At 67.4% G+C, this 18,676-nt stretch carries 19 protein-coding genes; 10 read left to right on the forward strand and 9 right to left on the reverse strand.

The window, feature by feature from the left end; translation table 11 throughout:
• Positions 1–133: 133 nt before the first annotated feature.
• From AC23D6_RS00120 to phhA, 4 genes are all read right to left on the reverse strand, one after another.
• Entirely contained in the window at positions 134–598 is a 465-nt protein-coding gene (locus AC23D6_RS00120; protein WP_487750838.1) for an SRPBCC family protein, read from the reverse strand.
• Positions 599–641: 43 nt separating this feature from the next.
• On the reverse strand, positions 642–3,257 hold the full coding sequence (gene acnD, locus AC23D6_RS00125) for a Fe/S-dependent 2-methylisocitrate dehydratase AcnD (RefSeq protein ID WP_487750839.1): 2,616 nt from the start codon (positions 3,255–3,257) through the stop codon (positions 642–644).
• A 151-nt stretch (positions 3,258–3,408) separates the two neighbouring features.
• Positions 3,409–3,861, reverse strand: a complete 453-nt coding sequence (gene azu / locus AC23D6_RS00130; RefSeq protein WP_487750840.1) for an azurin — start codon at positions 3,859–3,861, stop codon at positions 3,409–3,411.
• A 158-nt stretch (positions 3,862–4,019) separates the two neighbouring features.
• Entirely contained in the window at positions 4,020–4,904 is an 885-nt protein-coding gene (gene phhA, locus AC23D6_RS00135) for a phenylalanine 4-monooxygenase (protein WP_487750841.1), read from the reverse strand.
• Positions 4,905–5,033: 129 nt separating this feature from the next.
• Here phhA and AC23D6_RS00140 point away from each other — a divergent pair, with 129 nt between their 5' ends.
• From AC23D6_RS00140 to AC23D6_RS00155, 4 genes are all read left to right on the forward strand, one after another.
• Positions 5,034–5,513, forward strand: a complete 480-nt coding sequence (locus AC23D6_RS00140) for an Lrp/AsnC family transcriptional regulator (RefSeq protein WP_487750842.1) — start codon at positions 5,034–5,036, stop codon at positions 5,511–5,513.
• Between the two features lie 61 nt (positions 5,514–5,574).
• Positions 5,575–5,877, forward strand: a complete 303-nt coding sequence (locus AC23D6_RS00145; protein ID WP_487750843.1) for a putative quinol monooxygenase — start codon at positions 5,575–5,577, stop codon at positions 5,875–5,877.
• Positions 5,878–5,998: 121 nt separating this feature from the next.
• Positions 5,999–6,610: an HD domain-containing protein gene (locus AC23D6_RS00150; protein ID WP_487750844.1), complete on the forward strand. Its 612-nt coding sequence runs from the start codon at positions 5,999–6,001 to the stop codon at positions 6,608–6,610.
• Between the two features lie 14 nt (positions 6,611–6,624).
• Entirely contained in the window at positions 6,625–7,050 is a 426-nt protein-coding gene (locus AC23D6_RS00155) for a hypothetical protein (protein ID WP_487750845.1), read from the forward strand.
• A gap of 6 nt (positions 7,051–7,056) precedes the next feature.
• Here AC23D6_RS00155 and AC23D6_RS00160 read toward each other — a convergent pair whose 3' ends face one another.
• Together AC23D6_RS00160 and AC23D6_RS00165 are read right to left on the reverse strand one after the other, a co-directional pair.
• Entirely contained in the window at positions 7,057–8,094 is a 1,038-nt protein-coding gene (locus AC23D6_RS00160; RefSeq protein WP_487750846.1) for a patatin-like phospholipase family protein, read from the reverse strand.
• A gap of 73 nt (positions 8,095–8,167) precedes the next feature.
• The gene (locus AC23D6_RS00165) at positions 8,168–9,076 is read right to left on the reverse strand and encodes an AraC family transcriptional regulator (protein ID WP_487750847.1); all 909 of its coding nucleotides are present in this window, start codon (positions 9,074–9,076) and stop codon (positions 8,168–8,170) included.
• Positions 9,077–9,282: 206 nt separating this feature from the next.
• Here AC23D6_RS00165 and bufA2 point away from each other — a divergent pair, with 206 nt between their 5' ends.
• The 4 genes from bufA2 to AC23D6_RS00185 are packed head-to-tail and all read left to right on the forward strand — an operon-like array spanning position 9,283 to position 11,692.
• On the forward strand, positions 9,283–9,585 hold the full coding sequence (gene bufA2, locus AC23D6_RS00170) for a BufA2 family periplasmic bufferin-type metallophore (RefSeq protein WP_487750848.1): 303 nt from the start codon (positions 9,283–9,285) through the stop codon (positions 9,583–9,585).
• Between the two features lie 22 nt (positions 9,586–9,607).
• Positions 9,608–10,450 (forward strand): MNIO family bufferin maturase, encoded by an 843-nt coding sequence (gene bufB / locus AC23D6_RS00175; protein ID WP_487750849.1) that lies wholly within the window; start codon positions 9,608–9,610, stop codon positions 10,448–10,450.
• Positions 10,447–11,211, forward strand: coding sequence for an HvfC/BufC N-terminal domain-containing protein (locus AC23D6_RS00180; protein WP_487750850.1), 765 nt, complete (start codon positions 10,447–10,449; stop codon positions 11,209–11,211). Before bufB ends, AC23D6_RS00180 begins: the two co-directional genes overlap by 4 nt.
• 19 nt (positions 11,212–11,230) lie before the next feature.
• A complete protein-coding gene (locus tag AC23D6_RS00185; protein WP_487750851.1) occupies positions 11,231–11,692 on the forward strand; it encodes a DoxX family protein in 462 nt (153 codons plus the stop codon).
• A gap of 39 nt (positions 11,693–11,731) precedes the next feature.
• Here AC23D6_RS00185 and AC23D6_RS00190 read toward each other — a convergent pair whose 3' ends face one another.
• A complete protein-coding gene (locus AC23D6_RS00190) occupies positions 11,732–12,751 on the reverse strand; it encodes a TIGR00266 family protein (RefSeq protein WP_487750852.1) in 1,020 nt (339 codons plus the stop codon).
• A 263-nt stretch (positions 12,752–13,014) separates the two neighbouring features.
• Between AC23D6_RS00190 and AC23D6_RS00195 the strand changes: the two genes are divergently transcribed.
• Positions 13,015–15,318: a TonB-dependent receptor gene (locus tag AC23D6_RS00195; protein WP_487750853.1), complete on the forward strand. Its 2,304-nt coding sequence runs from the start codon at positions 13,015–13,017 to the stop codon at positions 15,316–15,318.
• Positions 15,319–15,399: 81 nt separating this feature from the next.
• On the opposite strand, the gene AC23D6_RS00200 is transcribed toward AC23D6_RS00195, so the two are convergent.
• Positions 15,400–16,209, reverse strand: coding sequence for a rhomboid family intramembrane serine protease (locus AC23D6_RS00200; protein WP_487750854.1), 810 nt, complete (start codon positions 16,207–16,209; stop codon positions 15,400–15,402).
• A gap of 91 nt (positions 16,210–16,300) precedes the next feature.
• Positions 16,301–17,260 (reverse strand): TerC family protein, encoded by a 960-nt coding sequence (locus tag AC23D6_RS00205; RefSeq protein ID WP_487750855.1) that lies wholly within the window; start codon positions 17,258–17,260, stop codon positions 16,301–16,303.
• 245 nt (positions 17,261–17,505) lie between these two features.
• Here AC23D6_RS00205 and AC23D6_RS00210 point away from each other — a divergent pair, with 245 nt between their 5' ends.
• Positions 17,506–18,675 carry a class I SAM-dependent rRNA methyltransferase gene (locus tag AC23D6_RS00210; protein ID WP_487750856.1) on the forward strand — a complete coding sequence of 390 codons (1,170 nt, stop codon included), beginning with the start codon at positions 17,506–17,508 and terminating at the stop codon, positions 18,673–18,675.
• Position 18,676 lies beyond the last annotated feature (1 nt).

An 18,676-nucleotide genomic window follows, 5' to 3' on the forward strand; every position in this document is an offset into this window, starting at 1 on the left:
GTCGTATCGATGCCGTGATCGAGTCGCAGACCTCGCACGATGGCCGAAGTATGAAGAGCAGCCGGTTTCCGTAGCCCGGCCACCAGGCCTGCTCCTCTTCGCTCTGGGCGCGTCCAAGTCTCACTCTGGCACCTCACGCCCCATCCGGAATCTCAGGCTCCACCAGCTTCGCCAACATCTCCAGCGATTCCTGCCAGCCTTGGTAGCAAAAATCCACCGGGATCGCGGCAGGAATGCCGTCCTGCACGACGTTGAGTTCGGTGCCGGCGATGCTCTTCTTCAGCGTCACCGTCACGTGCATCTGGCCGGGCAGGCCCGGGTTGTCGAACTGGTCGGTGTAGCGCAGCAATTCGTTCTCCACCAGCTCCACGTAGGTGCCGCCGAACGAATGGCTGGAGCCGGTGCCGAAGTTGGTGAACGACATCGTGTACCCGCCGCCCACCCGCGCATCCATTGAATGGACCTTGCCGGTGAAGCCGTGCGGCGGCAGCCACTTCACCATCGCGTCCGGATCGAGGAACGCGCGATAGACGCGCTCGGGCGGGGCGCGCAGCACGCGGTGCAGGCGGACGGTACCGGGGGTGGTGTTCTCGGACATGATCGGACTCCTGTGCGTTGGATGTACCGTTACGACGAACGGGTCAGGCCGCTTTCGACGCGTCCAGGAAATCCTGGGCGAACCGCTGCAGCACACCGCCCGCCTCGTAGATCGAGACTTCCTCGTCCGAATCCAGCCGGCAGGTCACCGGGACCTCCACGGTCTCGCCGTTGGCGCGGTGGATCACCAACGTCAGGTCCGCGCGCGGCTGGCGCTCGCCGACCACGTCGAAGGTCTCGTTGCCGTCGATGCCGTAGGTCTTGCGGGTCTCGCCGGCCTTGAACTCCAGCGGCAGCACGCCCATGCCGATCAGGTTGGTGCGGTGGATGCGCTCGAAACCCTCGGCCACGATCGCTTCCACGCCTGCCAGGCGCACGCCCTTGGCCGCCCAGTCGCGCGAACTGCCCTGGCCGTAGTCGGCGCCGGCGATGATGATCAGCGGCTGCTTGCGGTCCATGTAGGTCTCGATGGCCTCCCACATGCGCACCACCTGCCCGTCTGGCTCGATGCGGGCCAGCGAGCCCTTCTTCACCTCGCCGTCGACCACCGCCATCTCATTGACCAGCTGCGGGTTGGCGAAGGTCGCGCGCTGCGCGGTCAGGTGGTCGCCGCGATGCGTCGCGTAGGAATTGAAGTCCTCCTCCGGCAGGCCCATCTTGGCTAGATACTCGCCCGCCGCGCTGGCGGCGAGGATCGCGTTCGACGGCGACAGGTGGTCGGTGGTGATGTTGTCGCCGAGCACCGCCAGCGGGCGCATGCCACGCAGCGTGCGCGCGCCGGCCAGCGCGCCTTCCCAGTACGGCGGGCGGCGGATGTAGGTGCTCTGCGGGCGCCAGGCGTACAGCGGATCGACCTTGCCGCCGTGCTCGACGCGCACATTGAACATCGGCTCGTACACCTTGCGGAACTGCGCCGGCTTCACGCTGGCCCTCACCACCGCGTCGATCTCCGCATCGCTGGGCCAGATGTCCTTCAGCGTGATCGCGTTACCGTTGGCATCGATACCCAGCGCGTCCTTCTCGATGTCGAAGCGCACCGTGCCGGCGATGGCGTAAGCGATCACCAGCGGCGGCGAAGCCAAGAACGCCTGCTTCGCATACGGGTGGATGCGGCCGTCGAAATTGCGGTTGCCCGACAGCACGGCGGTCGCGTACAGGTCGCGGTCGATGATTTCCTGCTGGATGGCCGGGTCCAGCGCGCCACTCATGCCGTTGCAGGTGGTGCAGGCGAAGGCGACGATGCCGAAGCCGAGTTGCTCGAGATCCGGCAACAGGCCGGATTCTTCCAGGTACAGCTGCACGGCCTTGGAGCCGGGCGCGAGCGAGCTCTTCACCCACGGCTTGCGCACCAGCCCCTTCGCATTCGCATTGCGCGCCAGCAGCGCGGCGGCGATCACATTGTGCGGATTGGAGGTGTTGGTGCACGAGGTGATGGCGGCGATGATCACTGCGCCGTCGGGCATCAGGCCCTGCGCTTCCTCTCCCCTGCCCGCTTCCAGCTTGGCGGCATCGGCGATGCCACGCTCGGCCAGCGCGCTGGTCGGCAGGCGCTTGTGCGGGTTGGACGGGCCGGCCATGTTGCGCACCACGGTGGACAGGTCGAACTGCAGCGTGCGCTCGTACTGCGCGGTCTGCAGGTCGTCCGCCCACAACCCCGCGGTCTTTGCATAGGTTTCGACCAGCGCCACCTGCTCGTCGCTGCGGCCGGTCAGACGCAGGTAGTCCAGGGTGTTGTCGTCGATGAAGAACATCGCCGCGGTCGCGCCGTACTCGGGCGCCATGTTGGAGATCGTCGCGCGGTCGCCGATGGTCAGCGCCGCGGCGCCTTCGCCCCGGAACTCCAGATACGCGCCGACGACCTTTTCCTTGCGCAGGAATTCGGTCAGCGCGAGCACCACGTCGGTCGCGGTGATGCCGGCGGCCGGCTTGCCGTGCAGCTCCACGCCGACGATGTCCGGCGTGCGCATCCACGAGGCTCGGCCGAGCATGACGTTCTCCGCTTCCAGGCCGCCGACGCCGACCGCGATCACGCCCAGCGCGTCGACATGCGGCGTGTGGCTGTCGGTGCCCACGCAGGTGTCGGGAAAGGCGACGCCGTCCTGCACGTACACCACCGGCGACATCTTCTCCAGATTGATCTGGTGCATGATCCCGTTGCCGGGCGGGATCACGTCGACGTTCTTGAACGCCTGCTTGGTCCAGTCGATGAAGTGGAAGCGGTCCTCGTTGCGGCGATCCTCGATGGCGCGGTTCTTCGCGAACGCATCCGGATCGTATCCGCCGCATTCCACCGCCAGCGAGTGGTCGACGATCAACTGCACCGGCACCACCGGGTTCACCTGCGCCGGATCGCCGCCCATGTCGGCGATCGCGTCGCGCAGGCCGGCCAGGTCCACCAATGCCGTCTGCCCGAGGATGTCGTGGCAGACCACGCGCACCGGGAACCACGGGAAATCCAGGTCGCGGCGGCGCTCGATCAGCTGGCGCAGGTAATCGTCGCGTCGCGCGGGTTCGGCGCGGCGCACGATGTTCTCGGCGTGGACGCGCGCCGTATAGGGCAGCGTGGCCCAGGCACCGGGCTGCAGGGCATCGACCGCGGCGCGCGCGTCGAAATAGTCGAGCGTGGTGCCCGGGAGCGAGGTGCGGAAATCGGTATTCATGGCGTGCCGTCAGCTGTGAACGAAACGCGCGCGGCGCGGGCCTGGCGCGTGATCACTATGCTACCGGAGGGCCCTGTTATCGACCGGCGATGGCGGCGCGTCGGCGGAAAGATTTCCGCGATGCGTTGACGGAGACCATCAACCTACGCGGTCATTCGAAGACCAGCGTGCCCTTCATCATGTTCCAGTGGCCCGGGAACGAACAGAAGAACGTGTACGCCCCACCCTTGCGCAGCCGCGCGGTCGGGAATACCACCTCGGCGGACTGGCCGCCGCCGATGACCGGCGTATGCGCGATCACCCGGGCGTCGTTGCGCGGCAGGTAGTCGTCGGCCAGTTTCATGCGACCGCCCGCCAGGCCCACGTCGCGGTGGTGGCGCATTTCCGTCAGCACCCAGTTGTGTCCCATCGCCTGCGCCGGCATGCGGCCGACGTGCTTCAGCGTCACCCGCAGTTGGGCGCAGTCGCCCGGCACGCGAATGGTCTTCAGGTTGAAGGTCATCATGTCCGTGGCTTCGATCGTCACTGCGCAGTTGCGGGCGAAGGCCGGCACGGTCACGAAGGACAACAGCAGCAACGAGAAAAGGACAAGCGGTCGGGGCATCGGAGTACGAGCGAAGGTGGACGCCGGATTGTAGAGCCGAGCTTGCTCGGCTGCTCTTCCGCCTCCGCTCATGGGGATGGATCCCTTCCGCAGGCGAGCGCGCTCGACGATCGGGGCCGAAGCAGCGGAGCAAGCTCCGCTCCGCGACGGCGCACCCGTCAGACGTCGCCGCCGTCCGCCCAGCCTTCGCCCGTGCCGCGGTGGAACACGCGGTCGCCATCGCGCACGTCGCCGGCCGGGACCGCGTCCTGCGCGTCCAGCCGCGCATAGATCGGGGTGAAGTCCGGCGCCGTGGCGTTCATCAACTGCTCGAAGCTGTCGATCACGAAGTAGGTCTTCTGGAACGTGTCGATGCGGTAGCGCGTGCGCATGATGCGCTCCAGATCGAAGCCGATCCGGTTGGGCGCGTCCGATTCCAGCGAGTACAGCGACTCGCCCTTCGAGGAGACGATGCCGGCACCGTAAATACGCAGGCCGTCCTTGGTGTCGATCAGGCCGAATTCCACCGTGTACCAGTACAGGCGCGTCAGGTGCTGCAGCGCGTCCGGGCCGATGCCGTGCGCCTTCACGCCGCCCTTGCCGTACGCCTCCATGTAGTCGGCGAACACCGGGTTCATCAACAGCGGCACGTGGCCGAACAGGTCGTGGAACAGGTCCGGTTCGGCGATGTAGTCGATCTGGTCCGGCCGGCGGATCCACCACGTCACCGGGAAGCGCCGGTTGGCCAGATGGTCGAAGAACTCCAGCTCCGGCAGCAGGCCTTCCACGCCGACCAGCGTCCAGCCGGTGGTGGCGCGCAGCACTTCGTTGAGGTCGTCGAAGCGGGGAATGCGGTCGGGCGCCATGCCCATGGCGTCCTGCGCCTGCAGGAACTCATCGCAGGCGCGGCCGACCAGCAGGGCGCGCTGGCGTTCGTACAGGGTGCCCCAGGTGGCGTGGTCTTCGGCCGGGTAATCGGCCGGCTGGTCGATCACGGCGGTGGTGTAGACCGGCACGTAGCCCTTGTCCGTCTGCTGATGCTCGACGCGGCGCGGCTCGTTCATGGGACTCCCCGGGAAAACAGGCTGATTTGACGATGCTAGCCGCAGAGCCGCGCAACAGGCTTGCGAAATTGCGTCTGTGCCGACCAATGGCGCAATGAAATTGCATGAACACGTTACGATACGCACGAAATGACCGAAGCCATTGCCCTCGACCGCACCGACCTGCGCCTGTTGGCCCTGCTCCAGCGAGAAGGCCGAGCCACGAACGCCGACATCGCCGCCCAGGTGAACCTGTCGCCTTCGGCCTGCCTGCGCCGCATCCAGCGGCTGGAAGCGACTGGCGTGATCTCCGGTTACGCCGCCCGGGTCGATCCGAAGGCGGTGGGCCTAGGCCTGCAGGCCTTCGTCCGCGTGCAGTTGGAAAGGCACGACCCGGCCAGCGTCCAGCAGTTCGGCGACCGCGTGCAGGCCTGGGACGAGGTGGTCGCCTGCTATGCGCTCACCGGCGACATGGACTACCTGCTGCACGTCGTGGTGCAGGACCTGGAGCACTTCTCCCGGTTCCTGCTGGACAACCTGCTCAATGCCAGCGGCGTGGCGGACGTGAACTCCAGCTTCGTGCTGCGCGCGGTCAAGACCGACGGCGGCCTGCCGTTGCCGAAGGCCTGACGAGGACATCCACTGTCCGCGACGCGTGCTACAACGCGCGCAGCTTCCACGAGGACCCCGCATGTACGGACTGATCGGCAAGATGCGCGCTAACCCGGGCCAGCGCGACGCGCTGCTGGCGATCCTGCTGGAAGGCACCGACGCCATGCCCGGCTGCCTGAGCTATGTCATCGCGCAGGATCCTGCCGATGCCGACGCGATCTGGATCACCGAGGTCTGGACCGATGCCGCGAGCCACAAGGCCTCGCTCTCGCTCCCGTCGGTGCAGCAGGCCATCGCGAAGGCACGGCCGATGATCGCGGGGTTCGACAGCCACATTGAGACGGTGCCGGTGGGTGGGCAGGGGTTGTCGTCGGTATGGTGATCCACGGAACATTGATGTGGGAGCGACGTAAGTCGCGATAAGCGCCGCGGCGCCGTCATCGCGACTTACGTCGCTCCCACAGAGACTCTGCGCCCACACGCCTTTCGTCCTAGACTGCGTCATGGACGTTTTCGCACCTTCCTGGCAACGCGCATGGACCGGCATCGGCGCGGTGGGCGAGGGCAACGCATTGTTCGCGCAGCTGATGGCGGCGTACGCAGAGCCGCAGCGCCACTATCACACGCAGCAGCATCTCGGCGAATGCCTGTCGGCGTTCGACGCGGCGCGGGCGCTGGCCGAGCGTCCGGACGAAGTCGAACTCGCGTTGTGGTTCCACGATGCGGTCTACGACATCAAAGGACATGACAACGAGCAGCGCAGTGCCGACTGGGCGCGCACCGCGCTGGTCGACGCCGGCGTTGTGGCGGACATCGCCGGTCGCGTGCATGCGCTGGTGATGGCCACGCGGCATACCGCCGTGCCCGTGGGTCGCGACGAGCAACTGCTGGTCGATATCGACCTGTCCATCCTCGGTGCGGAGCGGGCCCGTTTCGATGAATACGAACAGCAGATCCGGAAGGAGTACGCGTACGTGCCTGGCTTCCTGTTCCGGCGCAAGCGGCGCGAGATATTGAAGGGCTTCCTCGACCGGCCCGCGATCTACAGCACGCCGCATTTCCATGACGCGCTGGAGGCCAGGGCGCGGAACAACCTGCACCGGGTGACGGCATGACGCGGGGCGATGGGATGGCCCTCGCGGTGCAGGGCGCGGGGGCGCTGGTGCTCGGGGCTTGGGCAGGGCATGCATCCGCGCCCGGGCTGGAAGGGGCGGCGGTTTATGGCGCCTGCCTGCTGCTCGCGGCGGTGGCCTGCGGCCATGCCGCTGCGCGCGTTGTCGCGATGACGATCCTGGCGCCCGTCGCCGCCGTGCAGCTGGTCCAGCGCATGCGCGAACCGCGGAACGATCCCGGTCCGACGACGCGTGGCGAGCGTGCCGTGGGCCTCGTGACCATGCTCGCCGCAGCAGGCGGACTGTTGGCCGCCGCGATCGCGGCAGCGGCCGTGCTCTGGCTTTTGGGCGACGCCTCGCTCATCGGCGCGTGCCTGCGTTTCGGCCTGGCTGCCGTCCTGCTGTTGCCGACGATGCCGCGCGCGCTGCGGGCGCTCGGCTGAAACGGATCAGCGCGACTTCACCGGCTGCCCGGCGGCATCGCACTTCACGTCGCGGCCGAACAGGCGGCCGAGCCGCGAGGGCTCTTCCAGGCAGCGCGGGTCCGGCTTCGGCGGGGCGTGCTTGGCCGCGTGCGCCGCGTTGCGGGTGCGCTGCAATTCGGCCAGCTTGGCCTTGATCTGCGGCATCGCCGCCAGGGCGGCGCGCTCGCCTTCGAGGATCGCGGTGTTCTTCTGCTCGAAGTCCGCCGGGCCGATGTCGTTGACCTTGGGCCGGATGACGATGTCCGCGCGCGCCAGTTCCTGCTCGCCCAGGCGCTGGCCCATGATGCTGATGGACTGGTTGACGATGCCGAGCATGCTGCCCGGCTTCGTGCCCGGCGCCTTGGTGGAGATGTCCACCGCGATGACGAAGTCCGCGCCCAGCTGGCGCGCCGCGTCCACCGGCACCGGGCTTACCACGCCGCCGTCGACGTAGCTGGCCTTGCCGATCACCACCGGTTCGAACACGCCCGGGATGCTGCTCGAGGCGCGCACCGCCTGGCCGGTGTTGCCGCGTACGAACACCGTGCGCTCGCCGTTCTCCAGCTGGGTGGACACCGCGGCGAACGGTTTCTTCAATTGCTGGATGGTGCGCTTGCCGACCAGGTCGTTGACGTAGTCCTGGAGCTTCTGTCCCTGCACGAGGCCGCCGGAAAACAGGCGCACGTCGCGGATCTTCGCTTCGTCCAGCGCGAACGCCTGGGTCTGCATCTGGAACGGATCCATGCCGCTGGCGTAGAGCGCGCCGACCACGCTGCCGGCGCTGGTACCGGAGACGACGACGGGTTCGATGCCGTTGGCTTCCAGCATCTTGATCACGCCGATATGGGCGAAACCCTTCGCCGCACCGCCACCGAGCGCGATGCCCACCTTGAGCTTCGGCGCCGGCAGCGCCGGCTTCGTCACCGCCGGCGGCGGCGCAGGCTTGACGTTGTCGCCGCCGCACGCGGCCAGCAACAGGGGAGCGAGCAGAACGGCGGGCAGCAGGCGAAGGGCAGGGCGCATGGACGGGGGCGAGACGGGACCGGTGCGCAGGATAACGTTCCTTCACGCAACCGCGGCCAACGCCGCGCCGGGGTCACGAGGATCCGCCGGAACTACGGCGCGCGCTACCCGGGCCCACGCCCTCAACCCGCTTGAAGAATCGGCGGAAGGCCGCCTCGCTGCTGTAGCCGAGCATCTCGGCGATGGCGGCCACGGAGAAACGCCGGTTCTTCAGCAAGCGACGCGCCTCGGTGGCACGCCACTGCGCCAGGTACTGGATCGGCGGCGTGCCGACGGTGGCGGCAAACAGTTCGGCAAAGGCCGTGCGCGACATGCCGGCTTCCTGCGCCATCGACTGGATGGTCCAGTCCTCGCCGGGGCGCGCGTGGATGGCCGATAACGCGCGCGACAGGCGCACGTCGGTCAGCGCCGCGAGCAGGCCGCGCGGTTGTTCGGCCTGGCGCACGTATTCGCACACGGCCATGGTGAACAACGAATCGGCGAGCTTGTTCTGCACCAACTGGCGACCCCAGCGGCGCTCGCGGCTGGTGTCGGCCAGCATCTGCGCCAACTGGCGGAAACCGGCACTGCTGTCGTGCCCGCGGATCACGAACCAGCGCGGCAACGCCGCGAAGATCGGGTTGTGCGAGCCGGTGATGAACTCCAGTTCGCCGCACAGCATGCTGGTGTCGCCGGCATCGGACGCGTCGGGCAGGTGCGGATCGACCGACGAAGACAGCACATGGCGTACCCCGGCGGGAAACACGATCAGGTCGCCCCGCTCGAGCAGCACCGGCGTATCCAGCGCTTCGCCGCTGATCCAGCACTGGCCCTGCGTCACCAGGTGGAACTGGCCATGGTGGGTGGCGGGTTCGCTGTCGTACCACGTGCCGCAATAACGCACGTCCGCCGTGATCTCCACGCGCATGCGGTAGGCGCCGAGCACCGTTTCCAGCACGGCGTCGCGTTCATCGTCTTCGAGCAGGGCGGGCGAGGCATCCATGCGGTCATCCTAGGCCACGTGGGAGGGGCGGACCATGACCGTGCGTCCGGCCGTTCATGCGCGGGCGTCCGCCCACGCCGGCCTCCGGACGATGGGGCATATCGCGGGAACGCACGGGAATGGTTGCGCACCCCGGATGCGTCTGGAATGGCAGGGCGTTCCGCGGGTGCCGTCGGGACGTCCATCCCAACCCAACGAGGCTTCCCATGAACACCACCAAGCTCACCGGTCTTTCCGTCGCGGTCGCTGCCGCCGCCCTGTTCCTCGGTGCGCCGATGGCGCAGGCCGCCCAATCCGGTTCCGCCAAGGTTGGCCATTGCGTCGGCGCCAATGCCTGCAAGGGGCAGGGCGCCTGCAAGAGTGCGTCCAACGCCTGCAAGGGCCAGAACGCGTGCAAGGGCCACGGCTTCACCGAATCCACTGCCGAAACGTGCAAGACCGCCGGCGGCAAGTTCGAGGCGCCCAAGCCGCAGAAGAAGGCGGCTGAAGCGAAGAAAGCCACCACCTGACCGGCACCGTCGAGGTATCGCCATGACGACCTCCCTGCACGGCTTCGGCCTGGGCCTGCGCCCGCAGCATTACGACGCGCTGCTTGCGGGCGATGTGCGTGTGGACTGGCTGGAAATCCTCAGCGAGAACTATCTGGTCGAAGGTGGCCGGCCGCTATGGATGCTCGACCGGATGGCCGAGCGCTGGCCGGTGGCCCTGCATGGCGTGTCGCTCAACATCGGCGGCAGTGATCCGCTCGATGGCGGCTACCTGCGCGCGCTGGGCCGTCTGGCCCGGCGCGTGCGGCCCCGGCTCGTCTCCGACCACCTGTGCTGGACGCGCCATGGCGGCGTCCAGTTCCACGATCTACTGCCGTTGCCCCAGAACGACGACACGGTGCGCCATGTCGCCGCGCGCGTGCGCCAGGTGCAGGATGCGCTCGGCATGCCCCTGCTGTTGGAGAACGTCTCCAGCTATCTGCGTTTTGCGGATGACACGCTCGACGAAGCGCAGTTCCTTTCCGCGATCGTGGCCGAGAGCGGGTGCGGGCTGCTGCTGGACGTCAACAACGTGTTCGTCAACGCGCACAACCACGGCTTCGATGCGGCGGCGTTCCTCGATCGCCTGCCGCGCGAGGCGGTGCGCCAGATCCACCTGGCGGGACACAGCGAGGACGCGCACGGAAGTGGGCTGTTGATCGATACCCATGACGCGCCGGTTCCCGACGGGGTCTGGTCGTTGTACGCGCAGGCGGTGCAACGCTTCGGCGAGCTGCCAGCGATGATCGAACGCGACGACCACATCCCGCCGCTGGAGGCGTTGCTGGCCGAGCTGGACATCGCACGTCGCATCGCGGCTGCCCATCGGCTGGATCGCGCCGCATGAACGGCGTGATGGCGCTCGTCGACCGGCAGCGTGGCTTCGCCGCGTGGCTGCTGCAGCGGAATCCGGCGATGACGCCGAGCGTTGCCGACTCCGGTGGTGCATCGTCCGCGGCGCGCCTGCGCGTGTATGCGGACGGCTACCGGTGGCGGCTGGTGGACGTGCTCGGCAACGACTTCCCGGTGCTGCGTGCCTCGCTGGGCGCCGACCGCTTCGACGCGCTGGCCGAGACGTATATCGCCGCACATCCGTCGCGGCACCCCTCGGTCCGCCACTTGGGCGAGCGGTTTCCGCGCTGGTGGGCATCGCACGATGCGGTGTCCGCCGACCTCGCGCGACTGGAGTGGCTTCAGGGCGAGGTGTTCGACGCGGCCGATGCCCCGGTCTGTGGTATCGACGATATGGCGTCGCTGCCTGCGGATGCGTGGGCGGGCCTTCGTCTGTCCCTGCATCCGGCCATGCGCCGCCTGCGCCTGCGCAGCAATGCCGTTGCCATACTCGATGCCCATGCACGTGGCCAACGCGCGCCGGTGTTGCAAGCCCAACCCGCCTCCGCCTGGTTGCTTTGGCGCGTGGCATTCGATGTGCACTGGCGCCGTCTTCCCCGCGACGAGGCGATGGCGCTCGCCGCCGTCGCGCGTGGCGACGCATTCGCCGACTGGTGCGCACGCCTGCCTGGACCCGCACCGGCCCTGCGCGCGGCGAGCCTGCTCAAGCGCTGGCTGGCCGACGGTCTGGTCACCGACCTGTCCTTCTCTTCCTGATCGTTACCGGAGATCTTTCATGCAAACCCAACCTGCACATGCCCGTGCGCTTGCGTTCCTCAATGATCACGCGTGGATCGGTCCGCTGCTGCTGCGGCTGGTGTTCGGCTACTTCTGGCTGGAAACCGGCTGGGCCAAGTTGAACAACCTGGCGTTCTTCACCGAGCGCTTCGTCGAATTGGGCATCCCGTGGCCGGCCCTGAGCGCGACGGTGTGCGCGGGCACCGAAATGATCGGTGGCCTGCTGATCATGCTGGGCCTGGCCACGCGTCTGACCATGTTGCCGATGATCTTCAACATGCTGGTGGCGCTGGTGGTGGTGGTGTTGCCCGGCATCTCGACGCTGGACGAGTTCGTCGAACTGGACGAAGTCCTGTACGTCGCCGTGTTCGTCTGGCTGCTGGTCGCCGGCCCGGGCCGGGCCAGCCTGGATCACCTGATCGCACGTCGCGCGCAGGCGCCGCGTCTCGCCGCGGCTTGAACCGAAGGGGCGGGACGCATCGCGCGTCCCGCCCCCTGCTCAGAAGCTGTTGTCGCCGTCGAGGATACGGCCCAGGCCACCGAGCACCGAGCCTTCGCCGCGGGCTTGCCCGCCGCCCTGCGGTGCGGCCTGCAGCATGCGCCCGGCCAGGCGCGAAAACGGCAGCGATTGCAGCCACACCTTGCCCGGGCCGGTCAGCGTGGCGAGGAACACACCCTCGCCGCCGAAGAACATGCTCTTGATGCCGCTGACCGGACGCACCTCCATGTTGACGCTGGCGTGGTAGGCCACCACGCAGCCGGTGTCCACGTCGATACGCTCGCCGGGCTTCAGTTCGCGCTCCACCACGCAACCGCCGGCGTGCACGAACACCCAGCCGTCGCCTTCCAGCTTCTGCATGATGAACCCCTCCCCGCCGAACAGGCCGGTGAGGATCTTGCGCTGCAGATGGATCCCGACCGACACGCCGCGCGCGCCGGCCAGGAAGCTGTCCTTCTGGCAGATCAGGCGGCCGCCGTGCTCGTCCAGCTTCATCGCCAGCACGGTACCGGGGTAGGGCGCGGCGAAGGCCACCTTGGCCTTGCCCTGCCCCGTGTGGGTGTACATCGTGGTGAACAGGCTCTCGCCGGTCAGCACGCGCTTGCCGGCGGAGAGCAGCTTGTCCATGAAGCCGCCGCCCTGGCCGCTGTGCGAGCCGTCGCCGAACACGGTGTCCATCTGCACGGCGCTGTCCTTGAACATCAGCGCGCCGGCTTCGGCGATGGCGCTCTCGCCGGGGTCCAGTTCCACTTCGACGAACTGCATCTCATGGCCCACGATGCGGAAATCGATCTCGTCCGCGCCGCGGCGACCGCCGGCGCCGGGCAGCGGCGGCAGGTGCGGCGGAGCGGCGGCCGCGCCCGCCAGTTCCGACAACTCACGCGCGGGCTTCCACTCGCGCATGCCCTCGCGCCACGCCAGCGCGCCGGGAGTTCGTTGGGCGAAGGCGTGCGCTGCCGCCTCGTCCAAAGGGCCGTGGCGCTGGTTGTCGTTCGGGGTATGGAAGAACCACTGGGTCATGGCGGCGATCCGGAGGGCAGGGAAGGGCGCCGAGTCTAGCCCGCCGCCCTGGCCGGCCGTCACCTGCCAGCGGTCACGCCAGGGACCTGAACGTACCGATGGCCACCCCGGCGTACGGCTTCGCCCGTCCGGCGCCCACAACGGGCATTACCTTTGCCGGAACGGGACTTCCAGCCATTGCCCCCCATGTTGCTGTAATGCAACATTCGCGTGCTAGCGCCGCCAGCGCGCCCCGACACCCACCCACTCGGAAAGCCACCGCCATGTCCCGACTCCGCCCGGCCGCCGTCCGGCCGCAACGCCTCGCCTTTGCCATCGCCGCGCTGCTGCCGTTCGGCACCGCCTTCGCCCAGGAAACCCCCGCCGCCGAGCCGGCACCGCAGAGCGCGACCACGCTCGACGCGGTGGAAGTGACCGCGCAGCGAAAGGTCGAGAACATCCAGGACGTGCCGGTCTCCATCAGTACTGTCAGTGGCGAACAACTCGGGGTGCTGGCGTCCGGCGGCACCGACCTGCGCTTCCTGTCCGGTCGCGTGCCCAGCCTCAACATCGAATCTTCGTTCGGCCGCGCGTTCCCGCGCTTCTACATCCGCGGCTACGGCAACACCGATTTCCGCCTCAACACCTCGCAGCCGGTTTCGCTGGTGTACGACGATGTGGTCCAGGAAAACCCGATCCTGAAGGGCTTCCCGCTGTTCGACCTGGAGCAGGTCGAAGTGCTGCGTGGTCCGCAGGGTTCGCTGTTCGGCCGCAACAGCCCGGCCGGTGTGGTGAAGTTCGAATCGGCCAAGCCGTCGCAGGAGACCAGCGGCTACGGCAAGGTCGGTTATGGCACCGACGATATGTGGAACCTGGAAGGCGCCGTCGGCGGCGCACTGAGCCCGAATTGGTCGGCACGCGCATCGGTGCTGTTCCAGCGCCGCGACGACTCGGTGAAGAACACCTACCCGGGTCCGAGCGATGGCTACGAGGGCTATGACGAATCCGCCGGCCGCGTGCAGTTCCTGTACGAAGGCGAGGGCTTCGATGCGCTGCTCAACGCGCACGCGCGCAAGCTCAACGGCACCGCGCGCCTGTTCCGCGCCAACATCATCCAGCCGGGCACCAACAACCTGGTGCCGGGTTTCGACCGCGATGAGGTCACCCAGGACGGCCTGAACTACTCCGAGCTGGAATCGCAGGGTGCCAGTGCGCGCCTGAGCTGGGACATCGGCGAGTACAAGCTGTACTCGATCACCGGCTACGAGAGCGTCGAGACGATGAACCGCGGCGACATCGACGGCGGCTTCGGCGCCCCGTACGCGCCGGGTGGCCAGTACGGACCGGGCTTCATCCCGTTCTCGTCCGAAACCGCTGACGGCATTCCCGAGCACGCGCAGTGGACGCAGGAGTTCCGCATCGAATCCGCCTACGCGGGTCCGTGGAACTGGCAGGCGGGCCTGTTCTACTTCGACGAGGACTACAAGGTCGAGAGCTTCAGTTACGACTCGATCTTCACCAACGGCGCGCAGAGCGGCTACGAACGCATCCGCCAGACCAACGACTCGTACGCGATCTTCGGTGCCGCCACGTGGCAGGCGACCGACAAGCTGGAACTGCGCGGCGGCCTGCGTTACACCGTCGACAAGAAGGAGCTGACGGTCGAAGCCTACACCGGCACCAAAGGCGACCTCGCCGGCCTGTTGGCCGCGCAACAGGCGGCTTACGCCGCGGGCGATGCCGCCGATCCGTTCCTGACTGCGTCACCGGAAGACAAGAAGCTGAGCTGGGACCTGTCCGCCGTCTACAAGCTCAACGACGACACCAACCTGTTCGCGCGCGTGGCCACCGGCTACCGCGGCAGCAGCATCCAGGCGGCCGGCGACTTCAACAACAAGACCGTCGCGGGTCCGGAAACCTCCACCGCGTTCGAAGCCGGCGTCAAGACCGACTTCTGGGACAAGCGCGCGCGCCTGAGTGCCAACGTCTTCTACTACGAAGTGAAGGACCAGCAGCTGACCGCCGTCGGCGGCGCCAACAACTCCAACATCCTGCTCAACGCCGAGAAGAGCACGGGTCAGGGTTTCGAGCTGGACATGCAGGCGTACGTGCTGGACAACCTGCTGTTGACGCTGGGCAGCAGCTACAACGACACCGAGATCAAGGACCCCGATCTCGCCGTGTCGGTCTGCGCGCAGTGCACCGTGACCGATCCGCTGGATGCCACCGGCAAGGCGCTGATCAACGGCAATCAGCTGCCGCAGGCGCCGAAGTGGGTGCACAACCTGACCGCGCGCTACAGCATCGGCCTGGGCGAAGGCAGCGAACTGTATGTCTACACCGACTGGGCCTACCGCAGCGAAGTGAACTTCTTCCTGTACGACTCCATCGAGTTCACCGGCAAGTCGTCGCTGGAAGGCGGCCTGCGCATCGGTTACGGCTGGGACTACGGCAACTACGAAGTGGCGCTGTACGGCCGCAACATCACCGACCAGACCCGCGTCGTCGGCGGCATCGACTTCAACAACCTGACCGGCTTCCTCAACGAGCCGCGCACGGTGGGTGTGGAGTTCAACGCGAAGTTCTAAGTCCAGGCGGTCCGCTGGAAACGAAAAAGGCAGGCCTGCAAGGGCCTGCCTTTTTTTGTGGCCGCGATGGGCGGCGGCACATCACGATGTCGGCGGCTCGCGCGGCGGGCTTTCAACCGGAGGATGGCGGGTAAAGCGGAGCACGACGCCGCGTTGTTCCTCTTCGGAAGGCGCGGGGCGCACCCAGAGCACGGGGACTTCGCGCGGCGCGGGCGGTTCGAGTTCGTCATCGCCGCGGGTAGCCGCCTCTTCTTCCTCGATTTCCCAGCTGTACTTCTTCTTCGGCAATTCGGGATCCAGGCGACGGAACAGGAAGGCGGCTAACAGGCCCGCCACCGCGCCACCCAGGTGCGCTTGCCACGATACACCGGCCTCGCGCGGCAGCACCGTCAACACCATGCCGCCGTAGAACAGGAACGCGATCATGCCCGCCGCGATCGCCGCCCGGTCGCGACGCAGCAGGCCGAGCATGAAGATCATGAACATCAGGCCGTGGGTCAGGCCGCTTGCGCCGAGCGTGTGCGTGCCGGGCTCGGCCAGCAGCCATGGCCCCAGCCCTGCGCCCAGCCAGACCAGCGGGATCGCCCACAGCGTTGCGCGCGGATAGACCGCGCCGGCCAACGTGCCGAGGATCAGCAATGCCGACGCGTTCGCGGCGATGTGTTCCAGCGAGCCGTGGAGCAGCGGTGCGGTGAGGATGCCGAGCAGCCCCTCCGTCGACAGCGGCGCGATGGTGAAGGCGCGCACATCGAAACTGCCCTGCGCCGAATACACGATGGCCAGCAACAGCACGAAGGCCAGGCTCAGGTTGAGGGCGCGGAACAGCCGGCGGCGGTCGTAGCGCTGCTGGGATTCCGGATCGAACGCGGGATCGTCGGGATGCAGGTCCATGGTCCAGTTCTGGCGACGCGGTGCATGAATGCAAGGGCGGGCGGCGCTGGACAGACCATCCCGCGCACGGGATGGTCCGCCAGGACCCGCATCAGGCCGCGCTGTCGGCCTTCTGCGGCCGGGCCAGGCTCAGCGCCACGGTCACGGCGAGGATCGCCGCCACCGTGCCCAACGCCCACGGCACCGGGATCTTGTAGAGATCGATCAGCAGCATCTTGATGCCGATGAAGCCCAGCACCACCGCCAGGCCATAGGGCAGCAGGTGGAAGCGGTCGGCCATGCCGGCCAGCAGGAAGAACATCGCGCGCAGGCCCAGCACCGCGAACACGTTCGAGGTCAGCACGATGAACGGGTCGGAGGTGATCGCGAAGATCGCCGGGATGCTGTCGACGGCGAAGATCACGTCGGTCACGCCGATCAGCACCAGCACCACGAACAGCGGGGTGAACCAGCGCACGCCGTTCTCGCGCACGCTCAGCTTGTCGCCGCGGTAGCCGTCGGTCAGCTTCAGGTGGTTGCGCATCCAGCGCAGCGCCGGGTTCTTCTCCAGGTCCGGCTCCTTGCCGGCGGCGAACCACATCTTGATGCCGGTCAGCAGCAGGAACGCGCCGAACAGGTAGAGCAGCCAGTGGAACTTCGCCAGCAACGCCGCGCCGGCGAAGATCAGGATGCTGCGCAGGACGATGGCACCCAGGATGCCGATCACCAGCACGCGCTGGCGCTGCTCCTCGGGCACGGCGAAGTACGTCATCACCATCAGGAAGACGAAGATGTTGTCGACGGCCAGCGCCTTCTCGACCAGGTAGCCGGTCAGGAACTCCAGGCCCACGCGGTTGGCTTCCACCAGGCCGGCGGTCTCGTTGACGTACCACCACAGGCCGCCGTTGAACGCCATCGCCAGCGCGATCCAGCCCAGGCTCCACCACATCGCTTCCTTGAACGTCACCTTGTGCGCGCCGCCGTGGCGCATCAGCACCAGGTCGACGAGCAGGGCGATCACCACCAGGCCGCCGAAGCCGGCCCATAACCAGGGGTTGCCAATCGTTTCCATCGAGATTCCCGAAAAAAGTGGAGGACGGCCGCAGGCGCGGACGTCTCGGGAGCCGGGGAAACGGGGATCCAGGGACATACCTTCGCCATCGCGGCGAAGGTCTCGCTCACAGCCCGATGGACTGCCGTGGGACCGGAGCATCGCTGCTCGAAATGACGGCCGGCACGTTGGGAGCTACTCCCCTTCAGGCGGGAATTGTCCGGATGGTGCGCGGCCGGGTCAACCGCGAAGGTAAAATGTCGTTCATGAACACGCCGAACCCGACCGTACGCCTGAAGAATGCCTGGCGTTCCAGCCACCCGTGGATCTTCCAGAAACTGGTCGAGAAGCCCGCCGCCAAACCCAAGTCCGGCACCCTCGTCGAGGTCGTCGGGGTGGACGGGGAATGGATCGGGCGCGGCTTCTACAACGGCCACTCGCGCATCGCCGTGCGCATCCTGGAAACCCACCCCGACATCCCGGTGGATGCCGGCTGGTTCTCGCGCAAGATCGCCGACGCGGTCTCGCTGCGCCGCGACGTGCTGAAGCTGGATGCCATCAGCGATGCCTGGCGCGTAGTCCACAGCGAAGGCGACGGACTCTCCGGCCTGGTGGTCGACCGCTACGGCGACCTGATCGTGGTGGAGTTCTTCGCCGCCGGCATGTTCCGCCATCGCGAATGGATCTACGAGGCGCTGCGCGAGCAGTTCCCGGGCTGCCGCTTCCACAGCTTCGCCGACGAGCACGTGCAGAAGCAGGAGAGCTTCGATTTCCACGGCAACACCACGACCGAAGCGGCCGTCATCACCGAGTACGGGGTGAAGTTCCGCGCCGATCCGGCGGGCGCGCACAAGACCGGTTTCTTCGCCGACCAGCGCGAGAACCGCGAGTGGCTGAGCCGGCAGGTCGAAGGCAAGACTGTGCTGGACCTGTGCTGCAACACCGGCGGCTTCGCGGTGTACGCCGCGGCGCGTGGTGCGACCGAGGTACTGGGCGTGGACATCGACCAGGATGTCATCCAGATCGCCAAGGGCAACGCCAAGCTCAACAACGTGCGGCCGAAGTTCGTGCAGGCCGACATCTTCCCGTATCTGCGCGATGCGGCGAACCGCGGCGAGCAGTACGACGTGGTGATCCTGGACCCGGCCAAGATGACGCGCGACCGCGAGCAAGTGATCGCCGCGCTGAAGAAATACCTCGACATGAACAAGCTGGCGCTCGGCGTGGTGAAGCCGGGCGGCCTGTTCGCGACATTCTCGTGCACCGGCCTGGTCAGTGAGGAGCAGTTCCTCGACATGCTGCGCCGCGCCGCGTACTTCTCCGGCCGCACGATCCAGATCCTCAAGGTCGCCGGCGCCGGCCCCGACCACCCGTTCATGGCGCACGTGCAGGAATCGCGCTACCTCAAGGCCGTGTTCTGCCGCGTGGTGGATTGAG

This window comes from Pseudoxanthomonas sp. G3, from assembly GCF_057654715.1.